Genomic DNA, 20,392 nt, shown 5'->3' on the forward strand with positions numbered 1-20,392 from the left:
TCCTTGATCTATGACTATCATATACTATTTATTGAAAATGGTCATGTTTATTTTGTACTATTTATATTCTAACATCACCTGTATCATATCGGTGAGTTTGCCGAGTTTCTGCACAAAAACGGTGCAGCCTGTGATCCGATCAGTAAAGAGCCGCAGGCAACAAAAGCACCGAAGCACAAAGACTATGAACGATAGGAGGGATGGGACAATGGCAGTCAACCAGAAAGCGGTAAAGGTTTTGAATAAAGTCTTTGAAGCAGGCTTTGCAGATGAAAAGGCAATCGCTTCTATGACAATGGACGATATTCTTTCCATGCAGGGCATTACGGTGGCAGATATTACCCTGATCAACGACCTGCAAAAGAGTATCAAATCGAACAAGGTCATTTCCTTTCTTGGTGGTGGTATGAATGAGTGAAAAAAGAATGATCCATTTCAAAAATGAAGAAAACGGGATTGAAGTTTCTGTTCCAGACGGAGGTATGCTTCGGCTGTTTTCTGAAAACGGGGATGCACAATGTGTCCTTTGCCGCTATGTAGATGAAAACCACACAGAGATTGACGGTGTTCTGTATGACACCAAAGACTTTATCAGACGAATGAAACACAATAAAATCAGTTACGCTCCTGCCTGATCGCAGGGGCAGATAACAAGGAGGTGTAAAGAAAATGGCTGCAAAGTATCAGCTAATCACGGAGCTGTATCGGCGTACAGGCGTGTCGGTTGCGAAAAGTCCGCAGGCGTGGCAGAGTTTTCTGTCCTCTGCCTGCCGCAACTATAAGTGCCGCTTTGACGAACAGCTCTTAATCTATGCTCAACGCCCCGATGCCGTAGCTGTGGCAGAGCTTGGCACTTGGAATAAACTCTTTAAGCGGTGGGTAAATAAAGACAGCAAAGGGATTGCCGTGTTCGACCCAAAAGGTCGTAGGAACACGCTGAAATACTACTTTGATATATCCGATACCCACGAGGGTTATTATGGAAGTCGTCCTGTTCCGATCTGGCAGATGGATGAGCGATATGAGCAGGCAGTAAAGGAAAGGCTTTCTGACCGTTTCGGAGAGATTGAAGAAACAGACTTGGCGGAAACACTTTTTAAGACTGCTGAGAACGCTGTGGAGGACAATCTTCCCGATTACCTGTCACAGCTCAAAAGCGTAACTCAAGACAGTTTTTTAGAGGGACTGGATGAATACAACATTGAAGTGCTGTATAAGAGGCTTGCGGTCAACAGCGTGGCATTTATGCTGATGAGCCGCTGCGGTCTGGATGTAAAGGAATATTTTGACCGAGAAGATTTTGCCGACATTGTGAATTTCAATACGCCCCATACGATAAATGCAATCGGGATTGCCACGAGCGATATATCGGAGATGGCACTTCGGGAAATTTCCGCAGCTATCCGAAATGTGCAAATGGAAGCAAGAGGAGAAAACCGCACCTTTGCACCAAAGTCCCAATCCCGTTATGATGTAGGCAGAAAACAGCCCGAAAGGAGTGAAAATAATGAGCGAAATCACATACACAAGGCAGGGGGATTATCTTATTCCCGACCTAACATTACCGACAGAGCCAGAGCTTCCGCTTGGCAGATACGCTATGATGCACAGGGAGTATCTGGAGCAGCACAAGAGAGTGACCTATCTGAACCTGCTGACAGAGGGGATGCTAAATCAGCATCTTTACGAGGTGGAACAGACGGCACTCAAACGGTTGGAGCTTCTGACGAAGCAGCTCTCAATGGAGCAGGGCGTGACGGAGGAACTGAAGGAAAAAGCCCCGATGCAGTGGGTAGGATTGATGAACAACATCCGCAGCCAAGCGGAGGAAGTCATCTTGACGGAACTGATTTACAGCTAAGCATTGCCAATGAGGAAGAAGTAAGTGCCAATCTTCCAACGGTTGAACAGCAGATAGAAAAAATCACACAGGCAGAGGATGAAAAGTCCTCTGCTTTTGTCGTTTCACAGGAAGATATTGACTCTGTTTTGCAAATGGGCAGTAGTTATGATAAGAGCAAATACCGCATCTATCGTCAGCTTCAGAAAAATAGTGACAGCAAAACAAACATTGAATTTCTCAAAAAGGAATATGGTACAGGCGGCGGAACACACATTTTTCCAGACGGGACACAGGGCGGAAGATGGGCAGACAGTAAAGGAATCGCCATTGAAAAACAGGGTTCTTATACTGATCCAGACCTGCGATTATCTTGGTCGAAGGTGGAAAAACGCCTGCGTGAGCTTATCAAGAATGACCGCTATTTAAACCCAAAAGAGAAAGACCATTATGCGGACTATCTGGAACAGGTATCTGCACCGCAGTATGAAATCGACACCCAGAGAAAACTTGTAAGACAACGGTTTATCCAGTCTAAGCAGGCACTTTCCCCTGCTGACAAACGGGACAGCCTTGCCCTGCGTCTGTCTGATTTTATCCGTGATTTGGACGGTTATGAAAAAGAGCTTTTGTCGCAGGTAAATCGTACCGACCTTGCCAATATAAATGACAGGCAGATGGAGGAACAGCTTTCTGATCCTGCGACGGTGCAACAGCTTCTTGATTTTCTGGCTTTGGTACAAGGTAAAACGAGCGACACTTACAGCCGCAGTAATGCGTGGTATTTTTCCAAAGAACTGACGGAGCTGCATCCAATGCACTACCTCTGTCACGAGGGCGATGTGGTGTATCTGGGGGCAGACAAATATGAAGTGCAGTCGGTGACTGAGGATAGGGTGACTTTGCAGAATGTGCAGTTCCCGATTTTGATGCAGGCGTACAATCATACGAAACTAAGCGAACTTCTGAACAAAAACCCTGCTAATGACCATCTCAAAGTCGTAGTAACCGACAGGCAGAAATCAGAAACACTCACCGAGAAAAAGCCTGACAGCTTAGAATTTTCTATCGGCTTTTCCGAACATCCCTGCTTTTATGCAGACGGATTAGGCGATGATATTGAGATCAGTTTTGCATTAGGAAATAAATTACTCGGTATTTTGGATGAGAAACAACACCGTGAAAGGCAGGATGAGAGTAAAAAAGTCGGGTGGTATAAAAAAACTGACTTTCAGATAAACGCAGTAATCAATGGAGAAAACTTCCGATATGATGGGCGATTTGACATCGGTGACGGTGAGGGCGATTTAATTGCTCATTTGAAAAACCATTATGACTATTGCCTGTCGCCGAACTGTCCGTTTATCCCAGAGTGGAAAAAGCAGGGCGAGGATGCGTATCGGAAAAAGATGGAAAGCCTGCGGTGGGGGCGTGAGGTGTTTATTCCCTATTTGGAACAGCACACCGAATTGTCGCAAGAAGATGAAATGCAGCTTGATGCATTTATGGCGTCTGAAAGTTATTGGTATAAAGAGAAAGAAGAACTATTAGAGCAGGCTAAAAAATTCATTGATGACTATGCCTATAAAAAATATGGTCAATCTGATAGGGTGGATTATTCTGACCTGTCAAAAATAGAGATTGCGACGGCTACTACTGAGGATGGTCAGCGTAAGTTTATGGTTATGCTCGATCTTGAGAACTACCGTATGAAATTTTATGAGAATGGTAAATGCACGGATTATACAGAGTATCTTAGCCTTGCTGATATGATAGCAGCCGACATTTCTCATTCAGATTTTGAAAGTTTCGTGTTAGAACGGGCTGAAAAATATAATCAACTTTATCGTGAGGAAAAGACCGAAGCAGTACCAAAAGATACGGATAGATTAAACGCAAGAGAACTGGAAAGCTCAAGGGAACAGTTGAGTGAGCCAATAGAGGATGACTTTATCGGCAGGGAAATTGTTCTTGATAACCGCCGCTATGTGATCGAGCGTATCAGCGAAATCAGCGGTGATGTGTCAATGCGGGATGTGACTTTCCAAAATCAAGCAGGTATTCCGATAAACCGTGTGGAGAAAATTGGTTATATCCGCAGCCTTTTGGAACGGGAAGTATTACCACCCGAAAAAGAAAATGTAGATGTTCCTGTTCCGTCTGATGACCGTCGAAACTTCCGTATTACGGATGATGCTTTAGGCGTGGGCGGTGCAAAGGAGAAATTCAGAAACAACATCGCAGCGATCCAGACACTTCACGAGCTTGAGATTGAAAACCGCCTTGCAACGCCAGAGGAACAGGAAATTCTCTCAAAGTATGTCGGCTGGGGAGGTCTGTCACAGGCATTTGATGAAAATAATGCAGCGTGGGCAGATGAGTTTATAGAGCTTTATGAGAACCTCTCCCCAGAGGAATATCGTGCGGCAATGGAATCGACACTTACTGCCTTTTATACTCCGCCCGTGGTAATCAAGGCGATGTATGAGGTGCTTGACCGTCTGGGCTATGAGAAAGGAAATATGTTAGAGCCGTCTTGTGGCACAGGAAACTTCTTTGGTCTGATCCCTGAAAAGATGGCAGGATCAAAGCTCTATGGCGTGGAGCTTGATGATCTGACTGGCAGGATTGCAAAGCAGCTTTACCAGAAAGCCACCATCGCCGTACAGGGGTTTGAAGATACCAAACTGCCAGACGATCATTTTGATGTGGTGCTTGGCAATGTACCTTTTGGAGATTTTCGGGTCAACGACAGCCGCTACGAACAGCAGAAATTCCTTATCCACGACTATTTCTTTGCAAAAGCCCTTGATAAAGTAAAAGCAGGCGGCGTTGTAATGCTCCTTACCTCAAAAGGCACAATGGATAAGGCAAGTCCCGAAGTACGAAAATATATCGCCCAGAGAGCCGAGCTTTTAGGGGCGATACGGCTTCCAGACAACACCTTCAAAGCCAATGCGGGAACGGAAGTTACAAGTGACATTCTGATCTTAAAAAAGCGTGACCGAGTTATGGAGATAGAGCCAGAGTGGGTACACCTTGACACGGACGAGAATGGGATCACAATGAACCGCTATTTTGTAGAGCATCCAGAGATGGTGCTTGGAACAATGCAGATGGAAAGCACCCGTTTCGGTATGGATACTGCCTGTAAAGCAGATAAAGAACATTCCCTTTCCGAGCTTTTATCGGAAGCGGTGCAGCGTATCAATGGGGAAATCACAGCACAGGAAAATCAGATTGATGAAATCTCCGATGAACAGGCAGAGAGTATTCCTGCCGACCCTTTGGTACGGAACTTTTCTTATACTTTAGTGGATGGCAAGGTTTACTTCCGAGAAAATGATGTGATGACCCCTGCCAAAGTATCTATGACTGCCGAAAACCGTATCAAGGGATTGGTGGAGATCAGGGACTCTGTCCGCAGGCTCATTGACTATCAGACCAACGATTACCCTGATGAAGCGATACGAAAGGAGCAGGAACAGCTTAACCGCTTGTATGATACCTTTACGGGGAAGTACGGGCTTATCAATAACCGAGGGAATTATCTTGCCTTTGCATCCGATGAAAGCTATTTTCTGTTATGTTCCCTTGAAGTGCTTGACGATGATGGGAAATTTAAGCGGAAAGCGGATATGTTCACGAAACGGACGATCAAACCGCACCGTACTGCAACTTCTGTGGAAACCGCAAGCGAAGCCCTTGCCCTTTCTATTGGAGAAAAAGCCTGTGTTGATTTAGGTTATATGGAACAGCTTACAGGGAAAACACAGGAGGAACTGATTGCAGATTTGCAGGGCGTTATCTTTCGTGTACCCAATGCCGAGCCTGCCCGTTATGTGACTGCGGATGAGTACCTTTCTGGAAATGTAAGGGAAAAGCTGACGGTTGCAGAAATTGCGGCAAAGCAAGACCCGTCGCTGTCTGTCAATGTGGAAGCCTTAAAACAGGTTATTCCCAAAGACCTGCCTGCCAGTGAAATCGCTGTGCGTCTTGGTACGACTTGGATACCGCAGGAGGATATTCAGCAATTTGTGATGGAACTTTTAACCCCGTCACAACACGCAAGAGGCAGGATCAAAGTCCGCTATACACCATATAATGGCGATTGGTTTATCGAAAATAAAACTTCCGATTACGGGAATGTCAAGGCGGACAGCACTTACGGTACGAAAAGAGCTTCCGCCTATCGTATTATCGAGGACACGCTGAATCTGAAAGATACCCGTATTTTTGATTATGTGTATGATGAACACGGAAACAAAAAAGCGGTGTTCAATCATAAGGAAACCACAGCGGCACAGGCAAAGCAGGAAGTGATTAAACAGGCGTTTCAGGATTGGATATGGAAAGACCCTGAGCGAAGAAACCGCCTTGTCCGTTACTATAACGACACTTTCAACAGTATCCGTACCCGTGAGTATGATGGAAGCCATATCACTTTTGGCGGGATTAGTCCAGAAATTCAGTTAAGACCGCATCAAGTGAACGCTATTGCCCATATCCTTTATGGAGGGAATACACTTCTTGCCCATAAGGTAGGTGCAGGCAAGACCTTTGAAATGGTCGCTGCCGCACAGGAGAGCAAGCGTCTGGGACTGTGCAATAAGTCCATGTTTGTTGTGCCAAATCACTTAGTCGGACAATGGGCGTCTGAGTATTTAAGGCTGTATCCCTCTGCCAATATCCTTGTGACAACGAAACAGGACTTTGAAACAGCGAACCGAAAAAAGTTCTGTTCCCGTATTGCCACAGGCGATTATGATGCGGTCATCATCGGACATTCCCAGTTTGAAAAAATTCAGATGAGCGTGGAAAGGCAGTACGAGCAGCTTCAGAAACAGCTTGACGATATTGAGCGTGGGATTGAAGATGTGCAGAAATCAAATGGCGAGCAGTTCACAGTCAAACAGCTCATGAAAACAAGGAAAGCCATTGAGCAGAAGCTCAAAAAACTCAACGATACCAAACGAAAGGACAATGTGATTGACTTTGAGCAGTTAGGCGTTGACAGGCTTTTTATTGACGAGAGCCATTTTTACAAAAACCTCTACCTCTATACCAAGATGCGAAATGTGGGCGGTATTGCCCAGACCGAAGCCCAGAAAAGCTCTGACCTCTTTATGAAGTGCCGCTATCTGGATGAAATCACAGGCAACCGTGGCACGATTTTCGCTACGGGAACACCGATCAGTAACTCAATGGTCGAGATGTACTCCGTGCAGAGATACTTGCAGTATGATACACTTGTAAGGAACGGTTTGCAGCATTTTGACAGTTGGGCGTCCACTTTTGGTGAAACCATCACAGCATTAGAGCTTGCCCCTGAAGGGACAAACTACCGAGCAAAGACAAGGTTTGCGAAATTCTATAACCTGCCAGAGCTGATGTTAATGTTTCGAGAAGTAGCTGATATTCAGACTGCCGATATGTTAAAACTCCCTGTGCCAAAGGTCAACTATCACAATATCAAGACCAAGCCAAGTGAGATACAGATAGAAATGGTAGCTTCTCTTGCTAAGCGGGCAGAAAAGATAAGGGCAAGGCTTGTTGAGCCGCAGGTCGATAATATGCTGAAAGTGACCAATGACGGACGAAAACTTGCCCTTGACCAGAGAATGATTGACCCGATGCTGCCTGACGACCCAGAAAGCAAGGTCAACACCTGTATCGACAATGTGCATCGCATTTGGGAGGAATACGCTGACACAAAGGCGGCACAGCTTATATTTTGCGACCTTTCCACGCCGAAGAATGATGGCTCATTTAATGTTTATGATGATATACGGGAGAAACTGATCCGCCGTGGCGTTCCTGCTGAGCAGATACGCTTTATCCATGAAGCGACTACCGATGTGCAGAAAAAAGAGTTATTTGCGAAGGTCAGAAGCGGCGAGGTGCGTATTTTGTTAGGCTCTACCCAGAAGATGGGGGCAGGTACGAATGTGCAGGACAGGCTTGTGGCACTCCATAATTTAGATTGCCCGTGGCGACCAAGCGATGTAGGACGGATTTTGCGGACATTCAAAATAAAAAAGAATGTGGAGGTAACAGACAATGGCAAAGACAATTTTTGAGGAAATGGGCGGCAAATATCAAAGGCAAGGCGATTACTTAATACCGTGTTTGACTGTACCCGCCGAAGAAGAACAGCCGATAGGCATCTGGGGACAGCGGCATTTGGATTATCTGAAGCATCACTGTAAAGTTACATACACCAATCTTCTTACAAGCGGCAGACTTAACGCTTACCTTGCCGACATTGACAGACAGGCACAGGAACGCTTTGAAAGGCTCATAGAGGGTATGAAACAGGCACAGGGCATAACGGAACAGCTAAAGGCAGAAAACGCCTTAGAATGGACAGGATGCCTCAATAACATAAGGGCTTGTGCGAGGGAGATTGTGGAAAAGGAAATTATTTTTGCATAAACAGATGATTAGTGGCAGGGGGAAATCCTGCCGCTTTTTCTGCTTTAGTTTGTCAGCTTGACAAATAAAGGGTTAAGGAATATAATTAGATTCAGTATTATACAAGGAGTTAATAAATATGCGGCAAGGTATTCTTAAATAAACTGTCAATTTGATAGTGGGAACAAAAAGTAGCAGTCCCGTTTCACTTTTAATATGGGGCTTAGTTTTTTGTACCCAGTTTAAGAATACTTTTATCATGTAATTTTATATGCCCGAAAACATATAAGTGTTTTGGGGCTATTGGAGTTATTTACCCAGTGATAGGAGTATTTATCACTGGGTATTTTTATGCCCTTTTTTGGGTGTTGATAGGAGGAAAATCACATGAAAATAATTAACTTAGGCATTCTGGCTCACGTTGACGCAGGAAAGACAACATTAACGGAAAGTTTATTGTATACCAGTGGTGCAATTGCAGAACTAGGGAGCGTAGATGAAGGCACAACAAGGACAGATACCATGAATTTGGAGCGTCAAAGGGGAATCACTATCCAGACAGCAGTGACATCTTTTCAGTGGGAGGATGTAAAAGTCAACATTATAGATACGCCAGGCCATATGGATTTTTTGGCGGAAGTATACCGTTCTTTATCCGTATTAGACGGAGCAGTATTATTAGTTTCTGCAAAGGATGGCATACAGGCACAGACCCGTATACTGTTTCATGCACTACAGACAATGAAGATTCCGACAATTTTTTTCATCAATAAAATTGACCAAGAGGGGATTGATTTGCCAATGGTATATCGGGAAATGAAAGCAAAGCTTTCTTCGGAAATTATAGTGAAGCAAAAGGTTGGGCAGCATCCCCATATAAATGTAACGGACAATGACGATATGGAACAGTGGGATGCGGTAATTATGGGAAACGATGAACTATTAGAGAAATATATGTCAGGGAAACCGTTTAAAATGTCAGAACTGGAACAGGAAGAAAACAGGAGATTCCAAAACGGAACGTTATTTCCCGTTTATCACGGAAGCGCTAAAAACAATCTGGGGATTCGGCAGCTTATAGAAGTGATTGCCAGTAAATTTTATTCATCAACGCCTGAAGGTCAATCTGAACTATGCGGGCAGGTTTTTAAGATTGAATATTCAGAGAAAAGGCGGCGTTTTGTTTATGTGCGTATATATAGCGGAACATTGCATTTGAGGGATGTTATTAGAATATCTGAAAAAGAGAAAATAAAAATCACAGAGATGTGTGTTCCGACAAACGGTGAATTATATTCATCCGATACAGCCTGCTCTGGTGATATTGTAATTTTACCAAATGATGTTTTGCAGCTAAACAGTATTTTGGGGAACGGAATGCTGTTGCCGCAGAGAAAATTTATTGAAAATCCTCTCCCTATGCTCCAAACAACGATTGCAGTAAAGAAATCTGAACAGCGGGAAATATTGCTTGGGGCACTTACAGAAATTTCAGATGGCGACCCTCTTTTAAAATATTATGTGGATACTACAACGCATGAGATTATACTTTCTTTTTTGGGGAATGTGCAGATGGAAGTCATTTGTGCCATCCTTGAGGAAAAATATCATGTGGAGGCAGAAATAAAAGAGCCTACTGTTATATATATGGAAAGACCGCTTAGAAAAGCAGAATATACCATCCACATAGAAGTCCCGCCAAATCCTTTCTGGGCTTCTGTCGGGTTGTCCATAGAGCCGCTCCCTATTGGAAGCGGAGTGCAGTATGAAAGCAGAGTTTCACTTGGATATTTAAATCAATCGTTCCAAAATGCGGTTATGGAGGGGGTTCTTTATGGCTGCGAGCAGGGGCTGTATGGATGGAAAGTGACAGACTGTAAAATCTGTTTTGAATATGGATTGTATTATAGTCCTGTAAGTACCCCCGCAGACTTTCGGCTGCTTTCCCCTATCGTATTGGAGCAGGCTTTAAAAAAAGCAGGGACAGAACTATTAGAGCCATATCTCCACTTTGAAATTTATGCACCGCAGGAATATCTCTCACGGGCGTATCATGATGCTCCAAGGTATTGTGCAGATATTGTAAGTACTCAGATAAAGAATGACGAGGTCATTCTGAAAGGAGAAATCCCTGCTAGATGTATTCAAGAATACAGGAACGATTTAACTTATTTCACAAATGGGCAGGGAGTCTGCTTGACAGAGTTAAAAGGATACCAGCCAGCTATTGGTAAATTTATTTGCCAACCCCGCCGCCCGAATAGCCGTATAGATAAGGTTCGGCATATGTTCCACAAGTTAGCTTAACAGCTTGCAAAAGTCATATAAAATGAGATTTGAAAGGATTAGAGACTAATTATGATGAAATGCGAATGGATATTGTGTCCTGTTTGTGGGAGCAAAACCCGTAATAAAATTAGGAAGGACACTGTTTTGGAGAATTATCCCCTTTATTGTCCAAAATGCAGACAAGAAAGATTGATTAAAGTTGACAACTTGAAGATAACTGTCATCAAAGAGCCAGACGCTTAAGACGCAGAGCCGATGAACTTGAGAAATGTTTCACAGTTCATCGGCTCTGTTACTACTTTTATGCTTGATTTTATTGCCTGTCACAGGGGATAGAAGCTGTTATCTTCATTTTCTGTTCGGCAACAGCTAAACTTCTATGCAAAGGGATTGCCATAAATACTGTAATAAGTGCAGAGAGAACATCGGAAATCGGCTGTGCATATAAAATACCGTTTAATCCCCATATAAATGGAAAAATTAAGATAACGGGAATGAAGCAGATACCTTGTCGGCAAGATCCAAGAATAAACCCTTCTTTTCCTTTTCCAAGAGCAAGGAATAAAGAGGAATATACCGTGTAGTATCCAAACAGCATAAATGTAATACCGTTTACTCTTAAAGAGGAAGCTCCAATGTGAATCATTTCTGTGTTTCCAGTTGTAAACTGTGAAACAATAGTCGTAGAAAACAGACTGAATAATAAACCTACGATCACACAAAAAATAGTTGACCATAAGATGGAAATTTTGATTGCAGTACGCAGACGATCAAATTTTTTCGCCCCATAACTGTAACCTGCAATCGGTTGAAAACCTTTGATAAAACCAAATACTGTTAAGCTGCCCATAGATATAAGACGGGTAACAACGCCCATTCCCGCTATGGCTGAATCGCCGTAATTACCTGCGGCATTGTTTATTAGAGAGATGGAAATACTTGTTAATAATTGAAATACAAGTGTCGGAACGCCAATTTTGAAAATTTCAGATAGAATTTCTTTAGAAAAGGTACAGTCCTTTATTCTAAACTGAAAAGCACTTTTTTGTCTGAAAATATAAAACAGATACACAAGAGTAGATACTACCTGAGAAATTGCTGTGGCAATAGCAGCTCCTGCAACACCAAAATTAAAAGTGTATATAAATAATGGATCTAACCCGATATTGAGGACTGCACCTAACAACAAGGCACACATTGTAGTTTTTGCTGATCCTTCACTTGTCACGATATTGTTCATTGTGACATTAAAAACATTGAAAATGCAAGAAGCAATGTAAATACCGGCATAGGTAGCCGCATAAGGAAGGACACTTTCTGTTGCACCTAAAAGTCTTAGAATGGGGTTCAAAAAGAGGATTGATAAAACAATCATAATTGCACCGCCAACAAGACTGCTATATAGTGCAGTGCTTGCCACTTTGTTTGCCTGATCCTTATTTCTTTGTCCTAACAGTCGAGAAATGTAGGATGCTGCCCCATTACCAAAAAGTAATCCTAAGCCGACGACTACTTGACCGAGAGGATACACAACCGAGATGGCAGCCATTTGACTTTCGCCTAAGCCGCCTACAAAATAGGCATCAACAAGATTGTACAAGGCGTTGATGAGCATACCAATCATTGTTGGAATACCCATAGCTAAAAGGGCTTTTGGAATTGGAGCATTGCCCAATAACTCCAATTTTCTGTTTTGATTGTCCATAGTGTTCTTTCTCCTTTCACTTGACATATAGAATAAAATATACTACTATAAATTATAGTAGTTGAAATGCAAGTGGTATTCTACTATAATTTATAGTAGTTGTCAAGAGAGTAAAGGAGGAAATTGATATGGCGACCATTGACTTAATTGTTTTGGGAATGTTAAAGAAAGAACCTCTGAGTGCGTATGACCTTCAAAAGTTGGTAGAGTACCGCAATATTTCAAAATGGGTAAAAATTAGTACCCCGTCTATTTATAAAAAAGTTATCCAGTTGGAGGAAAAAGGATATATTTCAAGTCATATTGAAAAAGAGGGTAAAATGCCAGAAAAATCAGTGTATTCTTTAACTGAAGAAGGGAAACAGCAGTTTGAAAAATTGATGCTTGAAATATCCTGTAAGCCGATAAACATTTTTTTGGATTTTAATGCTGTCATTGTAAATCTGGACAGTATGCCCAGAGAAAGACAGCAAGAATGTCTGGATAATATTGAGAGCAGTATGGAGGTATTGAAAAAATATCTGGAAGAAAATATTACTTTGAAAAAAAGTAAAGAAGATATTCCTGTTACGGGTATGGCAGTTTTACAGCAACAATACACATTGGCAGAGGCAATAGAGGAATGGATTGTTTCATTAAAAAAAGAAATCAATTCGTAAAAGTGCATGGTAGGAACAAAAGAGATGCTGTTATTTTTTAGTTTGGATTGTAATGAGATTGTAAGAAGTGGTTGCTATACTGAACTTACAAAATAAAAACAGAAATTTGGAGGTTTTCATATGGCAATACTTGAAACAAAAGATTTACGAAAGATATACGGAAGCGGAGAAAACGAAGTCCATGCTTTGGATGGGGTATCCATTTCCGTAGAGGAAGGCGAATTTGTTGCTGTTATCGGTACATCAGGCAGCGGTAAATCTACACTACTTAACATGATCGGCGGGTTAGACCGTCCTACTTCTGGTAGTGTTACTATCCGAGGAAAAGAACTGTTGAAAATGAAAGACGAGGAACTGACGATTTTTAGGCGTCGAAACATTGGCTTTGTTTTTCAGAATTATAATCTGCTTCCTGTTCTTAATGTATATGAGAACATTGTGTATCCTATTGAGATCGACGGTGGCAAGACCGATACAAGATTTGTAAAAGAGATTATCCATACTCTTGGCTTAGAACAAAAGCTTAAGAATATGCCGAATAATCTTTCAGGTGGTCAACAGCAGAGGGTTGCGATTGCCCGTGCCCTTGCGACAAAGCCTGCCATTATCCTTGCGGATGAGCCGACTGGAAATCTGGACTCAAAAACAAGTATGGATGTTATTTTGCTGATGCAGTCGATCAGCCGTCAGTTCCACCAAACCACCATTATGATCACGCACAATGAGGAAATCGCTCAAATGGCAGACCGCACAATCCGCATTGAGGATGGCAAGGTTGTTTCGGGAGGTGTCAGATATGCACGCTAACCGAAATAAAAAAGCAGTTAAGCGAGTAGAAAAGGGAATGATGAAAGCAAACCGTATTCGTAACCTGTTTGCGGTGTTTGCGATCGTTCTTACTACCTTTATGATTACTACCGTGTTTAGTTTGGGCATTAACTATATGGAAAATATGAAGTTAATGCAGGTGCGTACCGCAGGCACAACCGCTAATGCGTCCCTTGCGATGCCGACAGAAAAGCAGGAACAGCAAATTAAGAATTTGGAATATGTTAAAACCGTCGGTACTCAGTATATGGTTGGCTCGGTTGCCGAGAAGAATGACGAGGGGCGTGATCTTTCTATCGCACTTTCGTATTACGACACTACTGAATGGGATAAACACTATAAAGAAACAATCAAAGATATAGAAGGGAAATATCCTTCAAATGAAAATGAAATTATGCTGTCAGAGGATGCTCTTTCACAGCTTGGAATGAAAGAGCCGAAGCTGAATATGGAAATCCCTCTGTCCTATTATGATAAAAACGGTCAGCAGGAAAAAAAATTCACATTAAGCGGATGGTTTCATTCCTATACAGGCACGGGAATGGGCTTTGTTTCCGAAGCGTATTGCAAAAATGCAGGCTATACAATGGAAGAGGACGGCGTTCTTTCCTTGTCGTTGAATAAAATGCCTGATGATTTTTATCGTATTCAAAAAGATGTGGAGCTTAACGAAAATCAATCTTTCGGCGGTGCGGTTTCCATGAAATCATCAAGCGGTTCAGTGATCGCAATGGTAATCCTATTGGTATTCTTTATCATTGGCAGCGGGTATCTCCTTATTTACAATGTTTTGTATATATCCATTTCAAAGGATACCCGTTTTTACGGTTTGATGAAAACGCTTGGAACAACGCAAAAACAGATTAAATCACTGGTAAAAAATCAGGCAGTTAAGTTTGCCTGCATTGGTATCCCGATTGGTATTTTGTTAGCCACCGCTGTTTCCTTTGGAATTGTTCCATTTGTGTTGAACGAGGGTTTTGAACAGGGCAAGTCGATGATGGATGCCGAAGTGTTTTTCCATCCATCTATCTATATTTTGTCCGTAATCTTTTCAGCGGTAACCGTTTGGATTGCCTGCAATGCTCCTGCAAAAGCGGCTGCAAAAATTTCGCCAATAGAAGCATTGAAGTTTCAGAATTTTGCACCGAAGAAAACAAAAAGCAGAAATTCCACCAACGGCGGCAAACTGCACATAATGGCGTTCCACAATGTATTCCGTGACAAAAAGCGTGCTGTCCTTGTGTTTATGTCCTTGTTTATGGGAATTACTATGATTTTAGGTGTAAACGGGGTTATAAGCAGTATGTCGGCTGAGAACTTTATTAAGGAATATATGGACTATAACTTTGAATACACTGATATTCAGTTTGAGCAAGCCGAGCAGCTCAACAAGGAGGTACCTCAATTCGACGAGCATTTTGTGGAACAGATTAAGCAAATCGATGGTGTCGAAAATGTAGATATTCAAAAGACAGTCTGGGCAGGAATTGACTTTGATGAAACCGCTTTAGAAGACTTTATGAAAATTCAATATAAGGACAGCAAATATAAAGCAAAAGGACAATCTTATGAACAGATGTTGGAGGTAATGAAAGGGTATGCTGATGCCGGTGACTACGGCTGCTATATTACAACCCTTGACGATGACAAGGCGTTGGAAAAATACAATGCGGAGCATCCTGATACGCCCATTGACATGGAAGCATTTAAGCGTGGCGAAACAGCGATTGCGGGAAAAGATACTGAATATAATGCGCCCAATACCGCTTTAGTGGGTGAAACGCTGACGCTGACCGCCGACAGCACTGACGGCAAGGCAACTAATTTCAAAATTGGCGGAGCTTTTTACTATGACGATTACTCGAATAATCTTTCCGATAGTATTGATAGACGCAAGGACATTAATATGGTGCCCAATATTATCTTTGTCAGCGAAGCGGGTATGGAACGCCTGACAAAAGAACCAATCATTTCCGCAATCGGTGTTGACATTAAGGATTTCAACGACTTAGAGCGAATTGACAGCGAATTACAGGCAATCAACAGTACCTTGACTGAATCAGAATGGCAGCTTAGATCCTCTGTTAATCAGAAAGAACAATTTGAACAGATGAACTACTCTTTGAGTTTGCTGGGAAACGGTGCTGCAATTCTGCTGATTGTCATCGGCTTGATTAATTTTGTCAATGTAATGCTGACGGGTGTGGTGGCAAGGAAAAATGAATTTGCCATTATGGAAAGTATCGGGACAACGAAAAAGCAGATCAGGAAGATATTGACTTTAGAAGGCGGTATTTATGCTTTGATTTCTACTCTGCTGATTATGACTTTTGGAAATGCCTTCCTAATGTTGGTGGCAGATGCAGTTCCGCATATGGCAAACTATGCAGTATTTAAATACCCTGTTGCTCTTGTCATCGGTTTGATCGCAGCAATCTTTGTAATTTGCTTAAGCGTTCCTGCCATTGTTTACAAGGCAACTTCTGATGAAACGGTCATTGAAAGACTGCACAATTTTGATAATTAAATGAGGTTGCGGGACGGACGCAGCGTTGCTGCGTCTGTTCCTGCAATTTTGCATATTGAGGAAGGTGGTGCGTTTTACGGCTATGGCAAATATTTTTCTCCTTGAAGATGATAAAATTCTGAGCAAGGGTATTTCTATCGCCTTAAAAAAAGACGAGCATACGGTTACAGCAGTCTATGGGTATTTGGAAGCATTGCAGCAATACCAACAGCAAAAGTATGATTTGTTTCTGCTTGATATTAACCTGCCTGACGGCAATGGTTTGGAATTTTGTAAGAAAATTCGGGAAACATCGGAAACACCCGTATTATTTTTAACCGCTAATGATACGGAAGAAGATATGTTGGAAGGGTTTGGCGTTGGTTGTGATGATTATATATCAAAGCCTTTTTCTATTGAAGTTTTACGAAAAAAAGTATTGGCAGTTCTAAAACGAACTGGCATAGGAAAATTTCGTATGAAATACAGAGATTTAGAGTTAGATAAAGAAAAGTGTCTTGTTTTAATGAAGGGACAGGAAATACATTTGACCTCAACAGAATACAAATTGCTCCTTTATCTAATGGAAAACAGGGGAAGGGTTGTTACAAAGGCGATGCTTTTGGAACAGCTTTGGGATATAGACGGAAACTTTGTTGATGATAATACCGTGCGTGTGAATATTAAGCGGCTAAGGCAGAAACTGAATGATGAAAAGCAGGAATACATTGTAACAGTTTTTGGCATGGGCTACTCTTTTGGAGAATGACGATGAAGCATTTTGAAATTTACAGAAAACTGATTTTAATTACAGGTACTGCTACGGCGGTGGTATCTGTTGGTGTGTTCTTTTTTATGGAGGACATCCTTTTCCGTACGCTTTTTATCTCTTTTGTATTTGTATTTTTATGTGGTCTGTTGTTCCTGCTGGACTTTCTGCACAACCGCTATAATGATAATCTGTTAGAGGAGATTACGCTGCTCATTGAAGCTTTGGTAGAACAGCAGGAACGGACGGTCTTTTCAGAGGCTGAGGATACCCTGACCGCACGGCTGCAGCACCAACTTCTAAAACTCCGCAATATTTTAAAGGCACAGAATCAAATGCTGACACAAGAGAAAGAACAGATCAAAACTTTAATCTCCGATATTTCGCATCAAATCAAAACGCCCGTAGCAGCGGCAAACACCTTTGCACAGTTATTAGGTGATACAGGGTTATCCGATGAGGAGAGAAGTGAATATATTGCCACCTTGCAGATGTCCCTTGAAAAGCTGACTTTTTTGACAAACAGTTTGATTAAAATGTCCCGTTTGGAAAGTGGCATTATCCGATTGAAACCTGAACAAAGCAGTTTAAATGATATTGTTATGCAAGCAGTAAAAACGGTTTATGCCAAAGCAAGGGACAAAAATATTACGATTACCTTTGATTGTGGGCAGACCTTTGAAGCCCTGCTTGATTTTAACTGGACGGCAGAAGCTGTTACCAATGTACTTGACAATGCTGTGAAATACACACCAAGCGGAGGAGTTGTGGACTTGAAAATCACCGAATATCCATCGTATTTGCGATTGGATGTATCCGATAACGGAATTGGCATTCCTGAAGAAGAACAGGCAAAAATCTTCGGCAGATTTTACCGTGGAAAGCAGTCAGCAGGAGTTGACGGTGTGGGAATCGGGTTATATCTTACCCGTGATATTGTGAATAAGCAGAACGGGTATATCAAGGTGGCATCCGATGAAAAAGGTACAACATTTTCTTTATTTTTGAAAAAGTTTAGAGAACAATAGTAATTCCAGATAAGTGTACGATATGAATTTGTCAAGATAGTAAATATAAAATTGAAAGATCAAATAAAACAAGATAAATGGAGATGGATAATTTATGATTTCAGAATGGATAATTTGCCCGATTTGTGGCAACAAAACCCGTGATAGAGTTAGAGAAGATACTATTTTAAAAAATTATCCTCTTTATTGTCCGAAATGTAAGAAAGAAACTTTAATAAATGCAAAGAAATTACATATAACCGTCATCAAAGAGCCAGACGCATAGACGCAGAGCCGATGAACTTGTGAGATAACCTTATAAGTCATCGGCTCTTTTTTTACATAAATATAGAATTTGACAAGTCCGCCAAATAAAAAAAACGGTGTTTTGGTGGGCAATTTTGTCATGCTCAGATGGCTATTTTATCCCTCCAGACCTGTTTTGAGTTTGGAGGGATTTCTTATGTGTTGGTCTGATAACACTGTGCTGCTGATTTTAAGCAGCAGTTATTTACATACCGTTCGATAGAGATGAGGATAATTTGTTAAAAAAATTCTTATCTCCATTTGGGGAAATTATGCTCCAAGAATAGATATTAAATATCTATATAATAGAATTGATATTTCTTATAACCGTAAAGGTCTGACAGCCTTTGCGGTTTTTCTTTTGTCGTTTTTTGTTGAATTAAGGCGTAAGCCTGTTTGGGGTGTAGGGTGTCGTTCTCCGCCGATCAATCTGAAATTTCAAAAATTCAGATTGATTGGAGGAACGAAAAATGAATGAAAAACATCCTAACCGAAAAAAGGACAAGCATAACCCTTATACGCCGATGATTGTAGAGGGCAGATATTACCTCTCTTTTAAAGATGGGCGGGGGATAATGCAAAATATTGAAATAGATAAAGTGCTGTATGACCTGTTTAACCGTTTTGAGCTTGAGGACATTTCCTATCTTAATCGAGTGAGCAGGCACATTGAACACTCTGAGTTGACAGAAAGCTCCTTAAATGACCGAGCCTTTTATAAGGAAGAAAGTCTTGAGGAAACCGTTTCAAGGAGTATGGAATATGAGCAGTTACATAAGGCAATTTCAAAACTGCCCGAAACACAAAAACGAAGGCTGCTTCTGTATTTTTTCGGAGAGTTGAACTATGAACAGATCGCAGAGCTTGAGGGATGTAAATATCAGGCTATTCAAAGCTCTATCTATGCGGCAATCAAAACTTTAAAAAAATTTTTGAAATAGTGCCTTGTGTTATGGACTTTGAGTGAGCAAACAGGTGAGAGGGATTAAATTCCTTCCACCTGTTTTGCTTTGTGTGGCGAAAACGGGAGTGATCCTTGACAACCGAATATCCATTCGTCAAATACTTCCTCTTTGTGATTGTGATGAGCATAAGCGTGTGCAGCGGTACGCCAAGACCTGTTAAGAAGCAGCGAGCGATGAAAGGGGGTGATCTCATTCATTACCGACTGAAAATATCGGATTGCTTCCGATTTCGCAATAACCCACAAAGAGAATAATGGTACTCCCGTCCAGTCACAAGTCCGAGCGTGATAAAACCGTCGCAGACAATGAGGGCGGCTCTGGCAGACCGTCAGAGGGGTGAAACTCCCGTGGTGTCAGTTCGCTGCTGACCGTTTGGCGACTTCCCTGTGTTCTATGAACACATTGCATTTCGGGGTGTCGAGGACAAATTGAGATGCTTCTATCATAAAGCCAGATAAAAGGTAGTCATAGGAACAGATTTTGCTAATGATCTTCCAATATTAAATACTTCCTTTTGTCTGGCTGTTACATAGGTAAGTTCTTTCTTACCTAAAACCAGATAGGAGGTCTGAATATTTATGGAAAGAATTATCAAGCGTGGGGATATTTTCTACGCAACACTTAATCCCGTCATTGGCTCAGAGCAAGGTGGTACGAGACCTGTTCTTACTATTTCTAATAATACGGGGAACAGGCATAGTCCAACAATTATTGTCGCACCGATAACAAGTCGTACACATACGAAAGCAAAACTCCCGACACATACAGAGGTGAAAGATTTTGATAAGCTCGATAAGGACTCAATTATTCTGCTTGAACAGATAAGGACGATTGATAAGCAGAGATTAAAACAGTATATAGGGCTGATGCCCGACCACATAATGGCAAGAGTTGATAAGGCTCTTGCCATTAGTCTTGCAATGAACGGAGAGGGGTGTTTTGATGGAGCAAAGTAATGGACAGAAATTTGCACATTATAGTATTCAATTTGCATGTTTGCAGAAGTTAAAGAAAAACGGTTTAATTACGGTAGATGAGTACGAAGCCATAAAAAAACGGCTTATGAGTGATTTCAATGTCGTTTCAAATCTTGCGGCTTAA

At 41.7% G+C, this 20,392-nt stretch carries 16 protein-coding genes; 15 read left to right on the forward strand and 1 reads right to left on the reverse strand.

The genetic code is table 11. From position 1 onward, the window contains the following. Nucleotides 1-208: 208 nt before the first annotated feature. The 6 genes from I2H87_RS11715 to I2H87_RS11740 all read left to right on the forward strand — a co-directional run bounded on the left by I2H87_RS11715 (nucleotide 209) and on the right by I2H87_RS11740 (nucleotide 10,786). Nucleotides 209-418 (forward strand): hypothetical protein, encoded by a 210-nt coding sequence (locus I2H87_RS11715; RefSeq protein ID WP_009320319.1) that lies wholly within the window; start codon nucleotides 209-211, stop codon nucleotides 416-418. Beyond that, nucleotides 411-635: a hypothetical protein gene (locus I2H87_RS11720; RefSeq protein ID WP_009320318.1), complete on the forward strand. Its 225-nt coding sequence runs from the start codon at nucleotides 411-413 to the stop codon at nucleotides 633-635. The genes I2H87_RS11715 and I2H87_RS11720 overlap by 8 nt, the downstream gene beginning before the upstream one ends. Nucleotides 636-669: 34 nt before the next feature. Continuing rightward, entirely contained in the window at nucleotides 670-7,920 is a 7,251-nt protein-coding gene (locus I2H87_RS11725; protein WP_195610086.1) for an LPD25 domain-containing protein, read from the forward strand. Then, nucleotides 7,901-8,275, forward strand: a complete 375-nt coding sequence (locus tag I2H87_RS11730) for a TnpV protein (protein WP_003831705.1) — start codon at nucleotides 7,901-7,903, stop codon at nucleotides 8,273-8,275. The genes I2H87_RS11725 and I2H87_RS11730 overlap by 20 nt, the downstream gene beginning before the upstream one ends. A 366-nt stretch (nucleotides 8,276-8,641) precedes the next feature. Further along, nucleotides 8,642-10,561, forward strand: coding sequence for a tetracycline resistance ribosomal protection protein Tet(O) (gene tet(O) / locus I2H87_RS11735; protein ID WP_137327922.1), 1,920 nt, complete (start codon nucleotides 8,642-8,644; stop codon nucleotides 10,559-10,561). A 54-nt stretch (nucleotides 10,562-10,615) separates the two neighbouring features. Next, the gene (locus tag I2H87_RS11740; RefSeq protein ID WP_004614788.1) at nucleotides 10,616-10,786 is read left to right on the forward strand and encodes a cysteine-rich KTR domain-containing protein; all 171 of its coding nucleotides are present in this window, start codon (nucleotides 10,616-10,618) and stop codon (nucleotides 10,784-10,786) included. 70 nt (nucleotides 10,787-10,856) lie between these two features. Here the strand turns inward: I2H87_RS11740 and I2H87_RS11745 are convergent, their stop codons facing one another. Next, complete coding sequence (locus I2H87_RS11745; protein WP_147598129.1) at nucleotides 10,857-12,248, reverse strand: MATE family efflux transporter; 1,392 nt, start codon at nucleotides 12,246-12,248, stop codon at nucleotides 10,857-10,859. 128 nt (nucleotides 12,249-12,376) lie between these two features. Here I2H87_RS11745 and I2H87_RS11750 point away from each other — a divergent pair, with 128 nt between their 5' ends. The 9 genes from I2H87_RS11750 (at nucleotide 12,377) to I2H87_RS11790 (ending at nucleotide 20,392) form a co-directional block, all read left to right on the forward strand. Further along, entirely contained in the window at nucleotides 12,377-12,907 is a 531-nt protein-coding gene (locus I2H87_RS11750; RefSeq protein ID WP_147598130.1) for a PadR family transcriptional regulator, read from the forward strand. Between the two features lie 120 nt (nucleotides 12,908-13,027). Beyond that, nucleotides 13,028-13,714, forward strand: coding sequence for an ABC transporter ATP-binding protein (locus tag I2H87_RS11755; RefSeq protein ID WP_009243486.1), 687 nt, complete (start codon nucleotides 13,028-13,030; stop codon nucleotides 13,712-13,714). Continuing rightward, entirely contained in the window at nucleotides 13,704-16,265 is a 2,562-nt protein-coding gene (locus tag I2H87_RS11760; RefSeq protein WP_195610087.1) for an ABC transporter permease, read from the forward strand. Before I2H87_RS11755 ends, I2H87_RS11760 begins: the two co-directional genes overlap by 11 nt. An 82-nt stretch (nucleotides 16,266-16,347) precedes the next feature. Continuing rightward, nucleotides 16,348-17,013 carry a response regulator transcription factor gene (locus tag I2H87_RS11765; protein ID WP_195610088.1) on the forward strand — a complete coding sequence of 222 codons (666 nt, stop codon included), beginning with the start codon at nucleotides 16,348-16,350 and terminating at the stop codon, nucleotides 17,011-17,013. Between the two features lie 2 nt (nucleotides 17,014-17,015). Next, nucleotides 17,016-18,041, forward strand: a complete 1,026-nt coding sequence (locus tag I2H87_RS11770) for a sensor histidine kinase (RefSeq protein WP_173695081.1) — start codon at nucleotides 17,016-17,018, stop codon at nucleotides 18,039-18,041. A 94-nt stretch (nucleotides 18,042-18,135) separates the two neighbouring features. After that, nucleotides 18,136-18,306 carry a cysteine-rich KTR domain-containing protein gene (locus I2H87_RS11775; RefSeq protein WP_101874530.1) on the forward strand — a complete coding sequence of 57 codons (171 nt, stop codon included), beginning with the start codon at nucleotides 18,136-18,138 and terminating at the stop codon, nucleotides 18,304-18,306. 490 nt (nucleotides 18,307-18,796) lie between these two features. Next, complete coding sequence (locus tag I2H87_RS11780) at nucleotides 18,797-19,267, forward strand: RNA polymerase sigma factor (protein ID WP_195610089.1); 471 nt, start codon at nucleotides 18,797-18,799, stop codon at nucleotides 19,265-19,267. Nucleotides 19,268-19,869: 602 nt separating this feature from the next. Beyond that, a complete protein-coding gene (locus I2H87_RS11785) occupies nucleotides 19,870-20,247 on the forward strand; it encodes a type II toxin-antitoxin system PemK/MazF family toxin (protein ID WP_011527995.1) in 378 nt (125 codons plus the stop codon). Further along, the gene (locus I2H87_RS11790; RefSeq protein WP_117504853.1) at nucleotides 20,234-20,392 is read left to right on the forward strand and encodes an SHOCT domain-containing protein; all 159 of its coding nucleotides are present in this window, start codon (nucleotides 20,234-20,236) and stop codon (nucleotides 20,390-20,392) included. Before I2H87_RS11785 ends, I2H87_RS11790 begins: the two co-directional genes overlap by 14 nt.

Source organism: Mediterraneibacter glycyrrhizinilyticus (assembly GCF_015560805.1).
In the GTDB taxonomy this organism is placed as follows: Bacteria; Bacillota; Clostridia; order Lachnospirales; family Lachnospiraceae; genus Schaedlerella; species Schaedlerella glycyrrhizinilytica_A.

Bases quoted from the DNA above. Each gene is read 5' to 3' on its own strand.
- I2H87_RS11715 (WP_009320319.1), top strand. From the start codon at position 209: ATGGCAGTCAACCAGAAAGCGGTAAAGGTTTTGAATAAAGTCTTTGAA.
- I2H87_RS11720 (WP_009320318.1), top strand. From the start codon at position 411: ATGAGTGAAAAAAGAATGATCCATTTCAAAAATGAAGAAAACGGGATT.
- I2H87_RS11725 (WP_195610086.1), top strand. From the start codon at position 670: ATGGCTGCAAAGTATCAGCTAATCACGGAGCTGTATCGGCGTACAGGC.
- I2H87_RS11730 (WP_003831705.1), top strand. From the start codon at position 7,901: ATGGCAAAGACAATTTTTGAGGAAATGGGCGGCAAATATCAAAGGCAA.
- I2H87_RS11740 (WP_004614788.1), top strand. From the start codon at position 10,616: ATGAAATGCGAATGGATATTGTGTCCTGTTTGTGGGAGCAAAACCCGT.
- I2H87_RS11745 (WP_147598129.1), bottom strand. From the start codon at position 12,248: ATGGACAATCAAAACAGAAAATTGGAGTTATTGGGCAATGCTCCAATT.
- I2H87_RS11750 (WP_147598130.1), top strand. From the start codon at position 12,377: ATGGCGACCATTGACTTAATTGTTTTGGGAATGTTAAAGAAAGAACCT.
- I2H87_RS11755 (WP_009243486.1), top strand. From the start codon at position 13,028: ATGGCAATACTTGAAACAAAAGATTTACGAAAGATATACGGAAGCGGA.
- I2H87_RS11760 (WP_195610087.1), top strand. From the start codon at position 13,704: ATGCACGCTAACCGAAATAAAAAAGCAGTTAAGCGAGTAGAAAAGGGA.
- I2H87_RS11765 (WP_195610088.1), top strand. From the start codon at position 16,348: ATGGCAAATATTTTTCTCCTTGAAGATGATAAAATTCTGAGCAAGGGT.
- I2H87_RS11770 (WP_173695081.1), top strand. From the start codon at position 17,016: ATGAAGCATTTTGAAATTTACAGAAAACTGATTTTAATTACAGGTACT.
- I2H87_RS11775 (WP_101874530.1), top strand. From the start codon at position 18,136: ATGATTTCAGAATGGATAATTTGCCCGATTTGTGGCAACAAAACCCGT.
- I2H87_RS11780 (WP_195610089.1), top strand. From the start codon at position 18,797: ATGAATGAAAAACATCCTAACCGAAAAAAGGACAAGCATAACCCTTAT.
- I2H87_RS11785 (WP_011527995.1), top strand. From the start codon at position 19,870: ATGGAAAGAATTATCAAGCGTGGGGATATTTTCTACGCAACACTTAAT.
- I2H87_RS11790 (WP_117504853.1), top strand. From the start codon at position 20,234: ATGGAGCAAAGTAATGGACAGAAATTTGCACATTATAGTATTCAATTT.